18 protein-coding genes are annotated in these 19,561 nt (G+C 41.7%); 11 read left to right on the top strand and 7 right to left on the bottom strand.

All coding sequences use genetic code 11. The annotated features are described in order from the left end of the window. Positions 1 to 177: 177 nt before the first annotated feature. Positions 178 to 1,599, bottom strand: a complete 1,422-nt coding sequence (locus CLV51_RS21710; RefSeq protein WP_211302079.1) for an arylsulfatase — start codon at positions 1,597 to 1,599, stop codon at positions 178 to 180. A gap of 279 nt (positions 1,600 to 1,878) precedes the next feature. Between CLV51_RS21710 and CLV51_RS21705 the strand changes: the two genes are divergently transcribed. Next, positions 1,879 to 2,172, top strand: a complete 294-nt coding sequence (locus tag CLV51_RS21705) for a helix-hairpin-helix domain-containing protein (RefSeq protein WP_106530194.1) — start codon at positions 1,879 to 1,881, stop codon at positions 2,170 to 2,172. A 72-nt stretch (positions 2,173 to 2,244) separates the two neighbouring features. Here CLV51_RS21705 and CLV51_RS21700 read toward each other — a convergent pair whose 3' ends face one another. Next, on the bottom strand, positions 2,245 to 2,739 hold the full coding sequence (locus CLV51_RS21700) for an HAD family hydrolase (RefSeq protein WP_106530193.1): 495 nt from the start codon (positions 2,737 to 2,739) through the stop codon (positions 2,245 to 2,247). A 17-nt stretch (positions 2,740 to 2,756) separates the two neighbouring features. On the opposite strand from CLV51_RS21700, the gene CLV51_RS21695 reads away from it, so the two are divergent. Then, positions 2,757 to 3,152: a hypothetical protein gene (locus CLV51_RS21695; RefSeq protein ID WP_106530192.1), complete on the top strand. Its 396-nt coding sequence runs from the start codon at positions 2,757 to 2,759 to the stop codon at positions 3,150 to 3,152. Positions 3,153 to 3,279: 127 nt separating this feature from the next. On the opposite strand, the gene CLV51_RS21690 is transcribed toward CLV51_RS21695, so the two are convergent. The 5 genes from CLV51_RS21690 to CLV51_RS21670 form a co-directional block, all read right to left on the bottom strand. Then, the gene (locus CLV51_RS21690) at positions 3,280 to 3,912 is read right to left on the bottom strand and encodes a DUF4389 domain-containing protein (RefSeq protein WP_106530191.1); all 633 of its coding nucleotides are present in this window, start codon (positions 3,910 to 3,912) and stop codon (positions 3,280 to 3,282) included. A 363-nt stretch (positions 3,913 to 4,275) separates the two neighbouring features. Further along, complete coding sequence (locus CLV51_RS21685; RefSeq protein WP_106530190.1) at positions 4,276 to 5,451, bottom strand: acyltransferase family protein; 1,176 nt, start codon at positions 5,449 to 5,451, stop codon at positions 4,276 to 4,278. A 110-nt stretch (positions 5,452 to 5,561) separates the two neighbouring features. Continuing rightward, positions 5,562 to 6,275, bottom strand: coding sequence for a 2OG-Fe(II) oxygenase (locus CLV51_RS21680; protein WP_106530189.1), 714 nt, complete (start codon positions 6,273 to 6,275; stop codon positions 5,562 to 5,564). A 4-nt stretch (positions 6,276 to 6,279) separates the two neighbouring features. Then, entirely contained in the window at positions 6,280 to 6,573 is a 294-nt protein-coding gene (locus CLV51_RS21675) for an Ada metal-binding domain-containing protein (protein ID WP_106530415.1), read from the bottom strand. A gap of 118 nt (positions 6,574 to 6,691) precedes the next feature. Continuing rightward, entirely contained in the window at positions 6,692 to 7,297 is a 606-nt protein-coding gene (locus tag CLV51_RS21670) for a class I SAM-dependent methyltransferase (RefSeq protein ID WP_106530188.1), read from the bottom strand. Positions 7,298 to 7,509: 212 nt separating this feature from the next. Between CLV51_RS21670 and CLV51_RS21665 the strand changes: the two genes are divergently transcribed. The 9 genes from CLV51_RS21665 to CLV51_RS21625 all read left to right on the top strand — a co-directional run bounded on the left by CLV51_RS21665 (position 7,510) and on the right by CLV51_RS21625 (position 19,502). After that, a complete protein-coding gene (locus tag CLV51_RS21665) occupies positions 7,510 to 8,091 on the top strand; it encodes a Crp/Fnr family transcriptional regulator (RefSeq protein WP_106530187.1) in 582 nt (193 codons plus the stop codon). 83 nt (positions 8,092 to 8,174) lie between these two features. Further along, entirely contained in the window at positions 8,175 to 8,906 is a 732-nt protein-coding gene (locus tag CLV51_RS21660) for a hypothetical protein (RefSeq protein ID WP_106530186.1), read from the top strand. A 278-nt stretch (positions 8,907 to 9,184) separates the two neighbouring features. After that, the gene (locus CLV51_RS21655) at positions 9,185 to 10,399 is read left to right on the top strand and encodes an acyltransferase family protein (protein ID WP_106530185.1); all 1,215 of its coding nucleotides are present in this window, start codon (positions 9,185 to 9,187) and stop codon (positions 10,397 to 10,399) included. 18 nt (positions 10,400 to 10,417) lie between these two features. Continuing rightward, the gene (locus CLV51_RS21650) at positions 10,418 to 11,461 is read left to right on the top strand and encodes a sensor histidine kinase (protein ID WP_106530184.1); all 1,044 of its coding nucleotides are present in this window, start codon (positions 10,418 to 10,420) and stop codon (positions 11,459 to 11,461) included. Continuing rightward, positions 11,448 to 12,146 carry a LytR/AlgR family response regulator transcription factor gene (locus CLV51_RS21645; RefSeq protein WP_106530183.1) on the top strand — a complete coding sequence of 233 codons (699 nt, stop codon included), beginning with the start codon at positions 11,448 to 11,450 and terminating at the stop codon, positions 12,144 to 12,146. The genes CLV51_RS21650 and CLV51_RS21645 overlap by 14 nt, the downstream gene beginning before the upstream one ends. Positions 12,147 to 12,362: 216 nt before the next feature. Then, on the top strand, positions 12,363 to 12,986 hold the full coding sequence (locus tag CLV51_RS21640) for a sigma-70 family RNA polymerase sigma factor (protein ID WP_146151349.1): 624 nt from the start codon (positions 12,363 to 12,365) through the stop codon (positions 12,984 to 12,986). 123 nt (positions 12,987 to 13,109) lie between these two features. Beyond that, the gene (locus CLV51_RS21635; RefSeq protein ID WP_106530181.1) at positions 13,110 to 14,306 is read left to right on the top strand and encodes a FecR family protein; all 1,197 of its coding nucleotides are present in this window, start codon (positions 13,110 to 13,112) and stop codon (positions 14,304 to 14,306) included. A 267-nt stretch (positions 14,307 to 14,573) separates the two neighbouring features. After that, a complete protein-coding gene (locus tag CLV51_RS21630; RefSeq protein WP_158267107.1) occupies positions 14,574 to 17,906 on the top strand; it encodes a TonB-dependent receptor in 3,333 nt (1,110 codons plus the stop codon). An 18-nt stretch (positions 17,907 to 17,924) separates the two neighbouring features. Continuing rightward, a complete protein-coding gene (locus tag CLV51_RS21625; RefSeq protein WP_106530179.1) occupies positions 17,925 to 19,502 on the top strand; it encodes a RagB/SusD family nutrient uptake outer membrane protein in 1,578 nt (525 codons plus the stop codon). Positions 19,503 to 19,561 lie beyond the last annotated feature (59 nt).

Genomic DNA, 19,561 nt, shown 5'->3' with positions numbered 1-19,561 from the left:
AATATTAAGATACATATTTATTTTATAAAGAAAAAAACCGGGTTTGAGGAAACTGCGACGGAGATGCAGTATAGAGCTAATTATCGCTACCAACTGTTGAACTTTTCTGGAAAATAAAATGATCCCGGCCACTTTACAGCAACCGGGATCATTTTAAAAATATTATCTGCTATCACATTATTTCCCCGTTAAAGGAAACACGTCACTTTCTACATGTGCTTCTTTCATATAAGCACTCATCTTCTTAACTATCCCGGCATTTGTTGCTGCGATATTATGTTGTTCTGCGGGGTCTTTGCTAAGATCATATAACTCTAATGGTGCATTGTGATCCTTCATTACATTTTGCCTGATGCCTTTCCATTTGCCCATGCGTACTGCCTGCCGGCCGCCATCTTCATGGAACTCCCAGTACAGGTACGGATGTGTGGCCTGTTTTTTCTTTCCCAGCAATGTTGGCACTATTGAAATACCGTCAGTATAGCGTGGCTTGGGAGCACCACCTATTTCTGTAAAGGTGGGCATCAGGTCCCAGAAAGCGCCAACAAAATCACTCTTGCTACCCGCCTTCACTTTGCCTGGCCATTTTACGATGAAGGGTGTTTTAATACCGCCTTCATACAGGTCACGCTTATAACCCCGAAGACCACCGGTGCTATTGAAGAATAGAGGATCTGCTCCCCCTTCCTGATGTGCACCGTTATCGCTTGCGAAAATCACAATGGTGTTGTCTGTGAGCCCTAATGCATCCAGCCTGTCCAGCACCTGCCCCACATAAGCATCCATGCGGCTCACCATGGCAGCATAGGTGGCCCGCGGCTTTTCTACGGAAGCATAGCCGGCTACTTTTGCACCGGGGCCGTAATCATTGCCTTTGTAGGCATGTTCTTCAAAGCTGTGCTCATACATTTTGTAATATTCATCGTCAGGTCCCTGGAGTTCTGCGTGTGGCAGTGTAGTAGGAATAAAGAGGAAGAATGGTTTGTCTTTATGATCCATGATAAATGCCAGCGCCATTATCTGGATGAGGTCAGGCGCATATACTTTTTTCTGTGTGAGGTCGTTTCCCGTTAACTCTACTTTTTCGTTATTATTCCACAGATGCGTGGGATAATAACGGTGCGACTGCCGCTGGCAGTTATACCCGAAGAAAGTAGTAAAGCCTTTTTTATCCGGTGCGCCGGAAGTGCCAACCATACCCAGTCCCCATTTGCCGAAGGCACCGGTAGCATAACCGGCCTGTTTCAACAAAGTGGCATAACTCTGTACCGTATCGGCCAGGGGTTCCTGCCCCTCCGGCGCTATCTCCTTATTGCCGCGTACAAAAGTATGGCCTGTATGCTGCCCGGTAAGCAGCGATGAGCGGGATGGCGCACATACGGATGTTCCTGCATAGAACTGTGTAAATACCATCCCCTCCCTTGCAAGGCGATCAATATTAGGCGTCTTGATCTTTGTTTGTCCGTATACGCCAAGGTCGCCATATCCCAGGTCATCCGCCAGGATAAAGACAATGTTAGGACGTTGCTGTGCAATTATGTGTGTAGTAGCCAACATCGTTCCCAGCAGAGCCAGCGCAGTCATCTTTTTAATCATCATTGCGTACTGTTTTAAATTTTTCTATTGCCAGAGGGTTCTGCGCCATATTCGGATTCAATACCGTTTGATTAGAAGGAATCTGATAAAGCATTGTTCACATATGCTGAATACAAAGGCATTTATTTGGTTGATATAGAAATGTTATAAAAAACAAATCTAGGGAAATAAGTGATTAAATTTTAGTAAAATGCGCTAAATAATGAAAGTGATGCAACCTGCCCCTGTGGCAACCTTATATCAGCAGGCTTTAAACTTTTTTAAAAAATAAACATTTATCTGATGGATAAAAATACCGCCGATAAACAGACTGTTTTAAAACAACTCCAAATTATTCCAGGTATAGGGAAAGCCTGTGCTATTGATCTCTGGAACATCGGAATCAGAAGTATTCCGGATCTGAAAGGGCAAAACCCTGCTATCCTCTATGACAGACTGAATACTATTACAGGCGTGAAACATGATATCTGCATGTTATATACCTTTCGTTGTGCTGTATATTTTGCATCGGCACAACATCATGAAAAAGAAAAACTAAACTGGTGGTATTGGAAAGATAAAACTTACAATGAATAGCCGGAAACAAGCAGCACTTGAAAAATGGATACCCGTTTATTAGTATCAACCATCACCTGAAAAAACAATCACTCACTTCACAAATACTGTTTTCCAGTCATCCTTCATACTGATGATTGTCCAGTTATATTTACGGGCTAAACCAAGAGAACGGTTATCTGTTTCCTGATAATAAAATTCACGTGCGCTATCATCGTGATTAACGATCAACTGTAAGGAAGGATATTTGTTGCCCTGCGAAAAACGCAACATGTATACATCTCCCGCCCCTCCTTCATTACCACATGCTAATATGGGCCGCTTACCGATGTGGTATTGGATATTTACAGGTTTCTCCTGCTTATCGTTAAATGTTCTTAGTCCGCTCAGTCGCATGATATCATTAATACCTGTACTATCTACATACTTATACTTAAATTCAGTCCCTATTACCTGTTCGGGAGGAATACCATAATATTTTTGTGAGATGACCCGCATTAATTCTACTGTTCCGCCGGAGCATATAAATGTTTTGAAGCCATTGGCCCGTAAATATTCCAGTAGCTCTAACTGCGGCTGGTAAATCAAAGAAAGCGTTTCCCCATATGACTTTAAAGCAGGTACTTAAAATGCCGCTGAAAACTTACAAATCCAATTGGGCTGTTTCTGAAAATGATCTTTCCCAGGTAAGTCAGGATGACATTGACTTATACGTGTTAAATATTACCGGTAAAAACGGCGGCAATTTACAGGCTACCTATAATGATGCAGGCAATCTGGTAGAAGCAAAAGAGTTGCTGGTAAACTCCCGTTTGCCACGTAAAGTATCTACTTACATTGTTACTAATTACAAAGGATATTTAATTGACTCAGATAAAATTAAAAAAACTATCCGTCCTGATAAAACAGCGCAGAAAATTGAAGTTGGTATCCATAAAGGCAGCGATAAAAAACGTTTGTTTTTTGATAACGACGGAAATTTCATCAATGAGAAAAGCTAAAGATGTATTACAAAAAAGTGGTCACTTTTAGTGTAATAATTAAAACTACATAGCAGACCTTTTCTACAAAATAAAATGGGACTGACTCAAAAGAGTCAGTCCCATTTTATTTTATAAATATTGGTTATTATGCTGCGGTAAGACCTATCTTATCAATGGTGTCCTGTTCATCACCTTCATCCGGCCGGCCGTTGAAAGGAGGATAAGACTGAATCATGAAATGCAGGTATGTACTAAGACGCATCGACCACCGGAGATATTTTACCATGTAATCATGCATACCAGCAGGGTATTCACCGGTAAACAGTACTGCAAACCATGCGAAGAGCATGACGAACATAGCCCCGATTGCGACGAAATAGAGGCAAAATATCTGAGGGATCAGCAGGAAACATCCCAGGAAAAAAACCAGTGCTGCATGCCCCCGGCTTACATTTTCTGTATAAGGCATTTCAAAAGTCGTATTATCATCAGCGGCATCAAGACCGAAAGCCGGGTATCCGTCTGAAAGGTTCAGTGCACGTGCATTTACACGCAGGTTCCAGCGAAAGAATTTGATAAAAAAGTCAAAATTGGATTTGGGGTATTGTCCGGTAACCAAAATTTTGATGAAGGTAATAATCCAGAGAATAAATGCCCAGATACCCACAAAAGCCAGGCAAAAACCATGCGGGATCATGATATAAAAAAAACCTAAGAAAGAGCGCAATAACAATTCTCCACGAGAATAGCGTTGCTGGTGTTTGATTTCAAGCTTCATATGAATAGGATTTAGAGTTATAGTGCAAGAATAGCTAATTTATCTTACATCCAGGTGATAATACGGCCTTACGGCTAAAATATATTTATATAAATGAAATATGTTTAGCGTAAGAAAGGGCTCACATTTTCTGTCAGCCCCATACAACCGGCCTGTTAACATCCAATAAAAACGTTTAATTACCCGATTGTATCTATTTTCTCAATAATCAGCTTTCTTCTATCTGCTACAGGTAAATCTTCATCAATAACAAGTACGGGACAACTCAGCTTTTCCATCCACAATTTATGGATAACAAGGCTTCTCCTGCTTGTATTAGTCCATATGAAAGATCAATACAGCATTTTCTTTCATTCGACTTTATTATGCTGTATTTTTTAATACCATCTCAACGGATTCTTTTCCATGGCTGGTTGTACGCTTGTCCAGCATCCTCTCTCTGAGGCGCAGAAAAGGTTTTTCAATAGTATAACGCAGCAGTAAAGCAGCCATTACAACAGCACCTGCACAAAATAAAAACATGATAATACTATCTCCTTCAATACCCCATTTTACAAGCAGCCCCTGAGTCAGATGTATTACGCCTTTATGCGAAAGATAGATGGAATAGGACAACGTGGCAATGCCCGAAGAAATACGGGAACTAAATTTATACAGGATACAACCAGGACAAACTACTGCAGCTAATACTACCCCATACCCAATAGCAACCAAAGGAAACCCAAAAATAGTGGCACCAAACGAATAAGGATTATCACATAAAAAGTAAGCGACTGTGAGGAGTGCCAGTCCGGCCAACAACCACCAGTTTCCATATTTACTGACAATGTTTTTAATATGCGGGAAGAACTGATACAGGCCGGCAACAGACACTCCTGTCAACAGGCCATCCAGTCTGCAATACGTAGGATAATAAATCCATTGATACCATGCCATCACGAAGTCGTTGGCATCCACTACCCACTTATTCCAGCTGATCAGCCGTATGGCAAAACCAGCCAGGAACAACAATACTACCAGATAAAACCCTTTTTTGCCCGCCTTAAAATAAACAAAACCAGTTACCAGGAATGGCAATAACAGATAGAACTGCTCTTCTATACAAAGAGACCAGGCATGCGAAAAAGTGCCATGATGGCTAAGATCCAGTCCGAAGTTCTGCGTAAAGGTTAAAAATTTCCATAGCGGCGACAGCGCTTCCCTTTCCCTGAATGCAGGAATAAAAAAATACAACGACAGTACCACCAGGTATACAGGTATTATTCTAAAAAAACGTTTAAGGAAAAACGTTTTCAGATCTATTGCCTTCCCTTTTGCTATTGTCCGGAACAGCTGTCCCGCAATTAAGTATCCACTCAATACAAAAAAGAGATCAACACCTGTCCATCCGAAATGACCAATAGTATCCACCCATTCAGGGTGTTTAAACATGCGGTAATGGAATATAAAAACAAGGATAATAGCCAGTGCGCGCAAATGATCCAGTGAGGCGATCTTATCATGTAAAGCAGCGCCGGCAATCTTTTTCTGAAAGGACATAAATTAAAATAATTAATCCAGGCTTAGGTTGATTATAATTTATTGTAGCCTGAAATTTTCATGCTTTAAGTTATGAATATCCTTTTTTCTTTTTTTAATTTTTTATTTTTTCAGGATTGGGCATCATGAAAAATAATACCTAAAGTATGGCGCTGACCACTATGCAATGGGCTTACACCGTGTTTCATATTTACCCTGTAATATCCTTTGGTACCCTTCACCGGCCGGAAATTTGTTGTGAACAGCAACATATCACCACGCCTGGGTTTCAACACATTCGCCTTTGATTGTGCCCTGGGTATCTGCTCTGTGAGTACAAATTCACCACCAGTATAATCTTCCTCCGGCTCATTCAGGAAAAGTACCAGTTGCATCGGAAAATAAATATCTCCATACAAATCCTGGTGCAGGGTATTGAAGCCACCGGCTCCGTATTTCAGGATCAATATAGTAGGTTTGGTTTGCCCATTATCATGACAAAGCCTTGTCATTTCTTTATGTGTTGGTGGAAAGCGCGTGGCTATATTCAGCGCCGACATCCACGTATTAGCCACTGGTGCAATTTTAGCATACACGGCTTCCCGGATGTCTGTAATCAAGTCTGGCAAAGGGTATTGGAAATATTTGTATTCTCCCATACCAAAACGATAACGTTCCATGCTGATGGTTTTACGATAGGTGCCATCTGCATTATACGCTGCTATCAACTCCTCACACGTTGTTTTATCCAGCACATTTTTAACGATGGTATAACCCTGCTGATGGAGATCCTCTGTTATTGCCGCCCAATTTTTATTATCCAGGCGTTCTCTTATATTTTCCATGATACTAGTTTTTATGTGGTTGTACATTCCCTGCCCATGCCAGACCAGCCTTCCATAATTTATATTTTTCCGGCAGGCAATGCCCGCAGGGACGATAACCTTCTTTAATAGCTTCCTCTTCATCCCTGAAAAAAACACGATGCTCTGCCTTCATCCGCATGCCGGAGGTACAGCGCAGTAGTCCATATATTTTTGCTTTTTTGTAGCCGCCAAGGCAAACGGCTCCCCCTCTGATCATTGTTCTCAGTACCTTTCTCCGCTCCTCCTGTGTGTTTCCTAATTTTATATGATGTATCATAAGCATGATCTCTGTTGGCAAAGATATTTTCACTCCTGCTCCTATAAAACCCGAATCTTGCTTTCTTTATTTATAAAAATGAGGTGAGGCGCGGCAAACCGGTGATATTGGAAAGACTTTAATGCTTTTGTAATACCAGCGTACTCATACAACGGATATCATCCACATTTACTGTTTTCAAAGGGTCTATAAATGATAAGTGGAGCTGCTGCATACAATCATGCAGCAATGATCGGGTCAAAAGAAAACGTTTTGTACCATCTGGTATTTGATAAACACCATCTGCTATCAATGCTACTTTGTCTTCTATACCAATATTGGAAGTCATTCTAATAAACACAGTGCCCCCATTTTTTAATACACGGACCATTTCAGCGAGCATATGTTGAAATTGTAGGGTAGAATTGGCAAAATGAAGTACAGCGCTACTAATTACATGATCAAAGTGATGATCGTGAAATGGCATTTTTTCTACAGCAGCTATATGCAGATGGTTATCCAAAAAATGGGGATACTTAATTTTAATGCTGTTGATAGCACCCTCATTCAGATCAACCCCATGGATATCCATATTATTCAGTAAAAACCAATGCATATTCCTACCCGTACCGCAGCCTGCATCAAGGATTTTATGATCAAAATCGTAGCGGCCTTTCATGATCTGGTCAATGAGGTAAATATCGGTTTGGCCGAGGAGTTCCTGGATAGAAGAATTCTTTTTCATGTGCTTGGTTTATTAATTATACTGAATCAGTAGCGTCCCGTTTAAACTACCAGATTTGCAATTGATTATATAAAAGTTCTTTGACATTTTGATCGCTTCGGGACACTAATGTACTCAGAACAAGCTTTAATCCGTAAGTTTGACAGCGTTTATTACTTTTATCGCCTTGTATGATAGTTTAATTAATAAAGAGAGGCATCATAAATTGACATATGAATAAGGATCATTTAATTCAGTTTGTTCAAAATGTATTGCCAATGAGTACCGGCAAAGCCGAACAGTTAGTGGAGAAATTTAAGGAGAGGAAAATTGCCAGGAACGAGTATTTATTGAAAGAAGGCGCCGTTTGTAACGAGTCTCATTTCATTGAAGAAGGTATTATGAGGTCATACACTTATGATCTTGAAGGCAATGATGTAACAACCGCATTTTATTCAAAAAAAATTCAAGCCAGTGATCTTCTATCATTCTTTAAAAGGATACCTTCAAAAGAATATATCCAGGCATTAACAGATTGCGAAACGTGGTATATTACTTATGAGGATATGCAGACAAACTTCCACACAATCCCTGAGTTTCGTGAATTTGGACGGTTAAACATCATTAACCAGTTCGGTATACTGAAACAAAGAATGTTGTCAATGTTGCATGAAACCGCAGAACAGCGTTACGGCGATCTGATTAATTCGAACCCTGAGATCCTTCAAAATGCGCCTTTAAAACACATTGCCACTTACCTGGGTATAACCGATACCTCATTAAGCAGGATAAGAAAAGAATTTATGAAAAAATAGCCCATCTCATTTCTTGCCATTTGCTAAGTATAAGCCAGGATAGTTGATTTATCTTTGTCCTATCAATTAAATCAACAAATAAAATGGCAAGCTACATATCAACTATACCCCTATGGGTTATAGTTCTATTCATCCCAAGTTTTCTCTATTGTATTGCGCTCATCGCAAACCCGGTAAAACAGGCGGCCCTCAACGCCGGTATGACTGCGGACAGATCAAGAAATATCCAATTCAGTATTTTTGGTTTTTATATCATTTACTTCGCTTATGTTTCAATATTATCTTTAAAAGGTGTGTTTTACATCAACTCAATACCGCCTAAAATAGTTGTTTTTACTACTATACCATTGGCTATTATACTATTTGTAATTATCGGAAATACAAGATTATTCAAAAAATTACTCCGGTCAATTACATTGGAATCCCTGATCGCTATTCATGTATTTCGGCTTGTTGGCGCGTTCTTCATTATTCTTTATTGCTATCACTTGCTTCCTGCCGGACTTGCTTTTTCATCAGGAATAGGGGATATTATTACGGCGCTTCTGGCTTTGCCTCTAGCCAAAATGGTTTCAAAAGGGAAATCATGGAGCATAAAAGCAGTTTATGCCTGGAACATTTTTGGAATACTGGACATTGTTTCGCTGCTTATTATTGCGGTTATTACTACAATAAAATCCATCAGCAGTGGTGAGCGTGGAGCTCTGGAAATGACAATATTCCCATTTGTGTGGTTCCCTGCATTTGCCCCGGCGACAATATTGTTTTTACACACTGTAATTTTCAGAAAATTACAGCAAATAAAGACTACGTAAAATATTAGATTGCATGTAGGCGCTATTATGGCTATAAAGAGATTAGTGATAAAGTAAGGAGCCATTTTGAGTCGAGAAATGAATTGGATAATCCGCCTATCATTGCCACTTTCCCAATAGGTTAGAGAAAATTCTCTAACCTATTGGGAAAGTGGCTTTCGGGGTTTATAACAGCTTACGATACCTTCAAAAATTCCCGTGGTCACAGAAATGCTGCTTGTTGTCAAAAACCTTTTTCCGGGCCGGGCAGGTCTGCTTTCTTTACATAAAAAAGCGCCATGGAAACAACCAAACGCCAAATTTACCTCGACTGGCTAAGAATATTTTCGATTCTGGGAGTATTATTCTTTCATTCTGCTATGCCCTTTGTTGCTGAGGATGATTGGCATATTAAAAATCACGAAACCAGTGATCTCATAGGGGTATTTAATCATTTTATGCATTTATTCCGCATGCCGCTCCTTTTCTTTGTTTCGGGAACAGTTAGTTACTATATGATGCAACACAGGTCAGGGTGGTCTTTCATCGGTTTAAGATGCAGAAGGCTTTTTATTCCGTTGGTGTTTTGCATGTTTGTTATTGTTCCTCCCCAGGTTTATATGGAACGGCTTACACAAAATTTTCACGGTAATTTCTGGCAGTTTTATCCCAGGGTATTGGAATTTGTACCTTATCCCAAAGGCAACTTCAGCTGGCATCACCTGTGGTTCATCTTATACATGTTCCTCTACGACTTGCTGCTGGCACCGTTCTTTGCCTGGGTAGCATCACCCAAAAGCATACAGTTTAAGGAAAAATTAGTGGCACTCGCGCGGGGCAAACGGATTTACTGGCTGATGCTCCCTGGTATTGTGTGGTACACATTACTTAGCAGGCAATTCCCTGAAACAAATGATCTTGTGCATGATGGTTGTTACTTTTTTTATTGGCTGTTCTTTTTATTAGCAGGGTTTATTTGTGTGGCACAACCAAAGCTGCTGGATAGTTTAGAACGCAACCGCCGTTTTGCACTGACAATTGGTTTTGTAAGTTTGTTACTGATCAATTATCTGCAATGGAACGATCATGAGCTCAGATTCTTTACAGATCCGACACTAAAAACATATACTTTATATACGCTCAGGATGTTAAGATCACTCATAGGCTGGAGCTGGGTATTAGCGCTGGTAGGTTATGGAAAAAGGTACCTGAACCGCCCTCACAAAGTACTTGGCTACCTGAATCAGGCGGTATATCCTTTCTATATTTTGCATCAAACGGTAATTGTGATACTGGTTTATTACATTGTGCGGGTGCCCAATGAAAGCATTTTATCCAAATACTTATTTACCGTAGTGGTGACATTCTTTATAACAATGGGCATCTATCACCTGTTTATAAGGCCTTATGCCCTTACCCGGTTCCTCTTTGGGATGAAGCCAAAAGAAAAAACAGCCCGGCGTACCGTAAGGCAACCGGAAGATGTGCATCAACCTGTCGTTCTTTCTACCTGAAATGTGTAATTTAAGGCTATGAAATTTTTCATGAAATTTATTTTCCCGGCCATTTATGGATTAACAGTTTACCTGACCATAAGGCTGCTGAATGACAGTGTAGCCCAGATAAAGTTCTGGGAGCGCCCCTGGACTTTAAATGCCCTGGAGATAGCTATTAGCATATTTATTGGTTACGTAGAAATTTTTCTTTTTACACGCTTATTGCGGTACTTTGACCGGCAACAACAGGTATTAAATATATACTATGGCAGGATTGTTAAAGAGCTGGGATGGCTGATACTGATAAATTTAGCGCTGCAGAACCTGGTCTTTACCCCCATGGCTGCCCTCACAGATGACGGCCTGTCATGGGGAGATCTGGCGGACATTAATGTAATCCCGATGCTGTATGCGGTCATTTATTACGGTATCGCTCGTAGTAGCCAATTCCTGAACGCTTATGTAGATAACAGGATACAACTGGAAAGGGTCACAAATGAACAGCTTGAAACAGAACTTAAATTCCTGAAAGCACAATACCACCCGCACTTTTTATTTAATGCCATCAATACGGTTTATTTCCAGATGGATGAAGATGTGGATGGCGCAAAAAAGACATTGGAAAAATTCTCTGAGTTGCTGCGCTATCAGCTATATGACCAGCAACAACAGGTGCCGGTCATCCAGGAAATAGATTACTTAAATAATTATGTAGACATACAAAAAATAAGAAGCAGTACACAATTAGCGCTGGCAGTGGAGATAGATGACAGGCTACAGCAGCAACGCGTATATCCTTTACTATTTTTGCCCCTGATCGAAAATGCTTTTAAATATGTGGGGGGCGATTACCAGCTACACATTAAATTAGCGCTGCAGGGGAATGATATCATCCTGGCTGTCAGCAATTCATTGCACGCCATGATACCTGTAAAGGAAAATGGAGCAGGCATCGGGCTCGAAAACTTACAACGAAGACTGCAACTGCTGTATCCCGGTAAACACCGGTTTACAGCCAGCCGGCAGGATCATTTATTTATTGCAGCACTTCAATTGGAAATAACAAATGACGCATCCTAAAATTAGCTGTATTATCACCGATGACGAACCCTTTGCCAGGAAAGGGTTACAGGGGTACGTAGAAAAAGTGGATTTTCTGGAACTCAAAAGCGTTTGCGAGGATGGTCTGCAACTGGGCCGGCAATTGCAACAGCAACCCGTAGACTTGCTATTCCTGGATATCCAGATGCCGCATATAAGTGGCATCGAATTTTTAAGCACATTGCGGGAACCGCCTAAGGTTGTCTTTACAACTGCCTTTGAACAATATGCCATCCGCGGCTTTGAACTGGATATATTGGATTACCTGCTCAAACCCATCTCTTTTGAGCGCTTTTTAAAAGCGTCCAACAAAGCTTATGAATACTTCCAAAGCAAGCGGGAACAGGCACCGGAAGCATCCTACCTGTTTGTTAAGGCAGATGGTAAATTAGAAAAGATCATCTTCTCCAACATTTTATTTATAGAGGGATTGGAAAATTATGTGATTATTCACCTGGAAGATAGAAAAGTGATCACCCATGCGACCCTTAGATCTTTCCTGGAAAAGCTGCCTGCGCGTCAGTTCATGCAAACACACAAATCTTACATTGCAGCGCTGGATAAAGTAGAGCGTATTGAGGGCAACCTTTTGCATATCAGGAAACACCAGGTTCCGGTGAGCAGGAACTTCCGGGAAGTAGTAATAGCAGCAATTGTGCGGTAAGCTACTTATTTCTTTCATCATCTCTTTTTTCAATTCTTCCAGGGTAATAAAAGTGTCAATGAATGATAAACAATATCATCTGTTTTAATCTTTAGCTGATCGCTTTTAGCTGCTGTTTTCACTGGCTACTATATTTTTTGTACTTTACAGCCCCGGTATTTACCGGTATTCCGATTTTTTATTTATAAACTTCCGGTAATCAAAGAGTATTTGATTGTGAGTGAACAGGACTTAAAGGGGATGCATAATAATACAGGACATGAAACGGCGCTTTTCCACCAAATTGCGCAGGGGGATGAATCTGCATTTGAGGCATTATTCCATCTGTATGTTCCTAAGATAAAGCCTGTTATTGCCCGGATCATCCAGGTAGAAGGGCCTGAGAAAGACATTATCCAGGAAATATTCCTGGGTATATGGATGAGTCGTGAAAAGCTCATTGAGGTGGTAGCACCCCATAACTGGATCTTTAAGATGGTGTACCATCGCTGTTATACCTGGTTGCAAAGACAGGGGGTCAGAAATAAAGCCAGTAATATCATTACCCGGGAAAACCCCGACTATTCCAACCTCACAGAAGAGAACCTCTCCTTTTCCGAGACGGCAGGGCTGGTGAGACAAGCCATTCATCAATTACCACCACAGGCCAAAAAGATTTACCTGCTTAGCCGGGAAACAGAGCTGAAGATTGCAGAAATCGCCAGTCAGCTGGAATTATCTCCGCAAACCGTTAAAAATTCGCTGGTCCGCTCACTTAAATCCATCAGGGAATACCTTATCGGACATGGTATTATTCTCCCGTTAATGCTGTTGTTCAGCTACCTGTTATATTTTTCTTAAATTTTTTTTCAGGTCAATAGGTACTATTTGTCCGGTGGCGGTACGTATATGCAGCGGCCTTCCTGAGGGAGGCAGTCGTTCCAACGTTATCAACTGTATACCGGATCTATTAAAACCACGTCATTGCCAGATACCGAAAGACTGAAATACTTATTAACGCGGGCGCGTCAGCGCCAGGCTGACAGTGCCGAATACCAGGAGCTGCTGTCAATGATTCAGGGCGATGATTCCGGTGAAATCATTGCGCAGATAGATGCCTTCCACGCATCAGCCGGTCCTGCAATGGACACTGATGTATATGACCAGGCATACTGGCAGGCAGCAGTAAAAGAAATACTGGCAACGGATAAACAAATACCAGCCGAACCTACCGTTTACGGACGACGCATTCGTTTTGTACCATGGAAATGGTGGGCAGCTGCCTGCACAATTTTCCTGGCTGCTACCGGTGCTTACTTCCTGTTGCAACAACACCAGCAGCCCGCCATAATAGCGTCGTTACCCATACAAGATATCGCTCCGGGCAGCAATAAAGCCATCCTGACACTGGCCGACGGATCACAGATAACCCTGGACAGCGCCACCAATGGCCTGCTGGCCCAACAAGGCAATACAAAGATCACTAAGCTGGCCAATGGACAACTGGCTTATGATGAATCCGGCGGAACAGAAGAGAAAGTATTGTATAATACGATGAGCACTCCACTGGGCGGACAATTCAAACTTATTTTACCTGACGGATCTGCTGTTTGGCTCAATGCCGGATCATCCATCACCTACCCAACAGCATTCACCGGAAATGAAAGAAGCGTTTCCATTACCGGTGAAGCTTACTTTGAAGTGGCAAAGAATGAAAAAATGCCTTTCAGGGTAAAAGCCGGTAATACAGCCATAGAAGTACTGGGCACGAACTTTAATATTAATGCCTATAAAGATGAGGCAGCAATCAGCACCACGCTGTTAGAAGGTGCTGTGCGTATCCATGCAAATAACCAGCAACTAACACTTAAACCAGGTCAGCAAGCCAGGGTGACACCACAGTCATCCCGCATCCAGGTAATTAACGATGTTAATTTACTGGAAAGCATTGCCTGGAAGGAAGGATTTTTTTCCTTTGAAAATGCAGACCTGCCTGCTGTTATGCGGCAACTGGCACGTTGGTATAATGTAGAAGTAAAATATGAGGGAGCTATTCCTCAACGGGAATTTACCGGAGAAATTGGCAGGAGCCTTACCCTCTCGCAGGTACTAAAGGGTTTAAGTAAAACAAGGATTAAATATAGAATTGAAAATGGCAACAGGATTATTATCCAGCCATAGTTATGAACAATGAAAATATAAGAACAATGAATAAAATAAGGCTTTCACAATAGACCACAGGTCTCCTATGCACATTAAACAAAAACCGGGGATAAAGATTGGCGTCCTACCCCGGCTTTGATTCAGTTTAATCAACAAACAAGTCAGTAAACACTATTTATTAATTCAACCAAACATTGCAAAAGTATGCAAGTAAATGCTATTTGTAATTCCGGTACCCGCAAATATTGGAAATATGCGGAGCTACCATCCAAAATTCTGTTAGTTATGAAGCTAACTTCGTTTATTCTACTCATTGCCGCGCTACAGGTTAGTGCTAAAGGCGCTGCACAAACAGTGACCTATTCGGCAAACGCTGTCCCTTTACAGAAAGTATTAAATACCATCAAAGCGCAAACGGGATATGTTTTCTTCTATGATAAAGAAGATTTAAAAAGCAGCCATCCCGTTTCTGTACATCTCAAAAACGCTACCCCACAAGTGGCGATGGAAATGGCATTGCGGGAGCAGGGATTAAGTTTTGACATTCAGGGCAATACCATTTTTATTACAAAAAATGAAAAGCCGGTAGAAATAACAGTGTCCAACACGCCTCCTCCCATTACTATTGCCGGTAAGATAACCGATGAAAACGGTGCCCCGATTCCAGGCGTTTCTGTGGTGGTAAAGGGTACCACAAAAGGTGCTATTACCAATGCAAACGGTACATTTCAATTCACCGGTGCAGCTGATGATGCTGTGCTGCTGGTAACCAGTATCGGATACGAAAGCATGGAAATTAAAGTAGCAGGACGAACACAGATCAATATCACACTGAAAGGAGATGTAAGTGCCCTGAAACAATTTGTAGTAGTAGGTTACGGTGTACAGAAAAAAGCTAACCTTACTGGTGCTGTAGCTACTATCGGCAGCAAGGAATTAGCCAACAGACCTGCCACCAGCCTGGGTAATGCGTTGCAGGGAACCATGCCCGGCGTAACTGTCACAGCAGGAAGCAGCGGACAGCCAGGTGCTGATGCTGCTCAGATCCGTATCAGAGGTATTGGTACCTTAAATAATGCCGACCCGGTTATTGTAATCGACGGCGTTATCACCCCGCTGGGCAATCTGAATAATATTAACCCGGACGACGTTGCCAGCATGTCTGTGCTGAAAGATGCAGCATCCGCAGCTATATACGGCTCACGTGCAGCAAATGGTGTCATTCTCATTACAACCAAACAAGGTAAAAAAGGTGGTGTACAGGTGACCTACAATGCTTATGCAGGTAAACAAAAAGCTACCGGGTTACCTGATTTTTTACCTTCCTGGCAGGCAGCTACGTTGTATAACCAGGCAAGAATAAATGAAGGCAAAACCGCCCGATATACAGATGCAGAAATCCAGAAATTTAAAGATGGTTCTGATCCGTATAACTACCCTAATACTGACTGGCTTGGCTTATTTTATAAAGGCAGCGGCATTCAGCAAAATCATTACCTGGGCTTATCTGGTGGTAATGAAAAAACACAGTATAATTTATCATTAGGCTTATTTGATGAAAATGGTATTGTAAAGAAAACCAATGCCACCCGCTATACCACGCGTCTCAATCTTACTTCTGCAGTAAGGGATAACCTGCATGTAAATGCCAATATAGGATTCACCTCTACCGGTAAAAGAGAACCCAGTAATCCATATACCAATGAATTCACACAATTAGTAAGACTGGCCAACCGTATCTCTTCTACTGTTCCATATAAATATGCCAACGGTAATTATGGAGCTGTAGCGGATGGTAATCCTATGGCATGGCTGGAAGGAGCAAGTCTTGGTCAATACGCTTCTTACGACCTCATAGGTAATGTGGGCGCAGACTGGGAAATCATAAAAGGATTACATTTCAAACCATCCCTGGCCTATGTAATGAAGATAAACCACAATAAGAAGTTTATAGCGGATCAGCAGTATTACGATGCGGGTGGCAACAAATCATTCTACCAGGGCCCTTCTTCCATCACTGATGAAAATGCTTTTTCCAACGTACTTACACCACAGGCATTGCTGGAATACACCAAATCATTCAGCAAACATAACTTCAAAATACTGGGCGGTTATTCACAGGAACATACCAAAGGTACCTTTGATGCCGGCTTCCGGAAAGGCTTCCTGAATAATCTGTTAACAGATATGAACCTCGGTTTTACAGATGGACAAACAGCAAAAGGATATACTTATGAATTAGGGCTGCAATCCTATTTCGGACGACTGAATTATGATTATGATGGCAAATACCTGTTTGAGGCCAACCTCCGGTACGATGGTGCCAGCCGTTTTTCAGCTGATAACAGATGGGGCTTGTTCCCTTCTTTCTCTGCAGGCTGGAACATAGACAGAGAAGACTTCTTCGCGCCTGCAAAGGATTATGTTTCCAATCTTAAATTAAGAGCTTCCTGGGGACAATTGGGTAACCAGAATGTGAAAACTATTGATCCTGACGGGCAGCCTACCTTCCCTTACTATCCATATATTCCCACCGTTAGTTCCGTCGGTCAGAACTACATATTTGGTGGTACTTCACCAGTAATTGCTACAGGTTTGGCACCAGTAAACGGAGCTAATCCGAATATCAAATGGGAAACCACTACAGAAACCGGCGCAGGTATTGACGCAAGTTTTTTAAATGGAAAAATTAATTTCTCTGCAGATTATTTCCATAAAAACACCACAAACATTTTGATGTCGCCTCCCGTTAGTGCTCCTTACGGATTAAATGCCCCGGTGCAGAACGCCGGTGCAGTAGTCAATAAGGGTTGGGAATTTGCACTTGGTTACAATAACCGCAAAGGTGATTTTTCTTACAACGTTGCCTTCAATACTTCCATCATCAAAACTGAAATAACCAATCTGGCAGGAACAGGTCCTATCATTAACGGCTATACGTTTCAACAGGAAGGTTATCCTATCAACTCTTTATACGGTTATATAGCTGATGGTATCTTCCAGTCGAAAGAGGAGATAGCGAAATCTCCGTACCAGTCTGTAAATACTGCCCCAGGCGATATTAAATACAAGGATAAGGATGGTAATGACACCATTAATAGTGCCGACAAACAATACCTGGGAAATTATTTTCCAAAAGTAACTTTTGGCCTCAATCTAAGTGGTGCCTGGAAGAACTTTGATATCAGTGTATTCCTACAGGGTGCGACGGGTGTAAAAACCTACATCGATGCCGGTAAACTGGGTGCTGTTGGCGGCTCCGTAGGAAAACCTACTTCTGCTTTACTGGACACCTGGACACCTGAACATACCAATGCTGCTTTACCACGTATCTGGTACAGTAATATGCAGAATGATCCCAATGGTACACCATCTTCCTTTTGGGTGAAAGACGGATCTTATCTGCGCCTTAAAAATTTACAGATAGGCTATACCCTGCCGGAAAGCCTGGTAAAAAGAATAGGACTGACTAAAGTGCGCTTTTATTACAGCGGACAAAACATCCTCACTTTTGACCACCTGTATAAATGGATAGATCCTGAAGCGCCCAATACAAGCAGTATTTACTACTACCCGCAGGTAAAAGTGAACACACTCGGTGTAAATGTTAGTTTTTAAACGATAAGAAACTTGATCATGAAAAGGAACATACTATATATATTACTCTTCTCCTCTCTGCTGGAATCAGCCTGTCAGAAAGATTTTCTTAATAAAAATCCAACAGATGCCTATAGTAACGGATCACTCTGGTCATCACAATCGGATGCCTCCGCAGCATTGAATGGTTGCTACGCTGGCTGGGAAAGTGATTATAATATCATTTACCTGGATGCAGTAAGTGATAATAGCTACAGCCAGTTTTATTGGGATAATTACCAGCATTTGGGTAACGGCACAGCTAACCCTTCAGATCTCAATACCGCCAGCAGATGGGATTATACCACCATCCAGAAATGTAACTGGTTCCTGGCAAACATTGACCGTGTAACAATGGCGGATAAATTGAAAGCACAATACAAGGGAGAAGCCCGGTTTTTAAGGGCCTATCAGTATTTCATCATGTCTCAGCTCTACGGAGATGTACCACTGGTAATCAAAAGCCTTACTCCGGCCGAAGCAGCGACTGTTACCAGAACACCGGCTGCGGATGTGCGCAAATTTGTAACCGATGAACTTGCAGCCATCGCCACGGACCTTCCTGCAAGCTACAGCGGTAGCGACGTAGGACGTGTTACACAGGGTGCTGCACTTTCCCTGAAAGCCAGAATGGAACTATATGATAAGAAATATGCAGATTGTATTGCTGACTGTAAAAAGATCATGGGATTAGGCTATACGCTCTTCCCCAGCTACCAGGACCTGTTCCGCATAGCCAATAAAAACAACAGTGAAGTAATACTGGATATTCAATATAAAGCCAATGATCAACCCAATGGCGATATGGGTATCATGCCTTCTTCCAGCTTCGGCGGCTGGTCATCCCTTAGTCCAACACAATCATTGGTAGACGCTTACGAAATGACCAATGGTAAAACGATCAATGATCCTGCTTCTGGCTACAGTGAAAACGATCCGTACAGCAACAGGGATCCCCGTTTATCTGCCAGCATCGTTTATCCTGGTCTGAAATATGAAGGTAAATACTATAACTCTATCGAAGCCAATGCCCCGGATTATTATAACGGCAATAATAACTCCCCGACCGGTTATATAGAGAAAAAATTCACCTCCAACTTATCAGATTTTACTGATATATGGAACACAGGAATGAATACGATTGTGATTCGTTATGCAGAAGTATTGCTCACCTATGCAGAAGCACAAATCGAATCCGGTATCATGGACAACTCCGTATACAGTGCATTAGATGCTATCAGAACCCGTGCAGGTATGCCGGTGGTAGACAGAAATGTTTACAATTCACTGGATAAATTACGTACCTTGGTTAGACGCGAACGCAGGGTAGAACTGGCGCTGGAAGGCCTCCGCTGGTTTGATGTACAACGTTGGCAGATTGGTCCGGCTGTAAGATCAGGCGTTGTATACGGTACGCGTCTTGGCACTGTGGATGCCGCTACCGGTAAACTTACCCTCACCGGAGAGCATATCAAGGTAGAGACAAGATCCTTTAACGCCGGCAGAGATTATCTCTGGCCAATACCACAAAAAGAAAGAGATCTGAATAAAAGCCTGCCACAAAATGCCGGTTATTAATTTATACTAATACATTTATAAAATCCCGCGAATTGCAAAATGAGCGGGATTTTTTATTC

Origin of the sequence: Chitinophaga niastensis (assembly GCF_003014755.1) — a bacterium.
GTDB lineage: Bacteria > Bacteroidota > Bacteroidia > Chitinophagales > Chitinophagaceae > Chitinophaga > Chitinophaga niastensis.
Note: the sequence above shows the minus strand (reverse complement) of the source record. Positions and strands in the feature narration are given on the sequence as shown.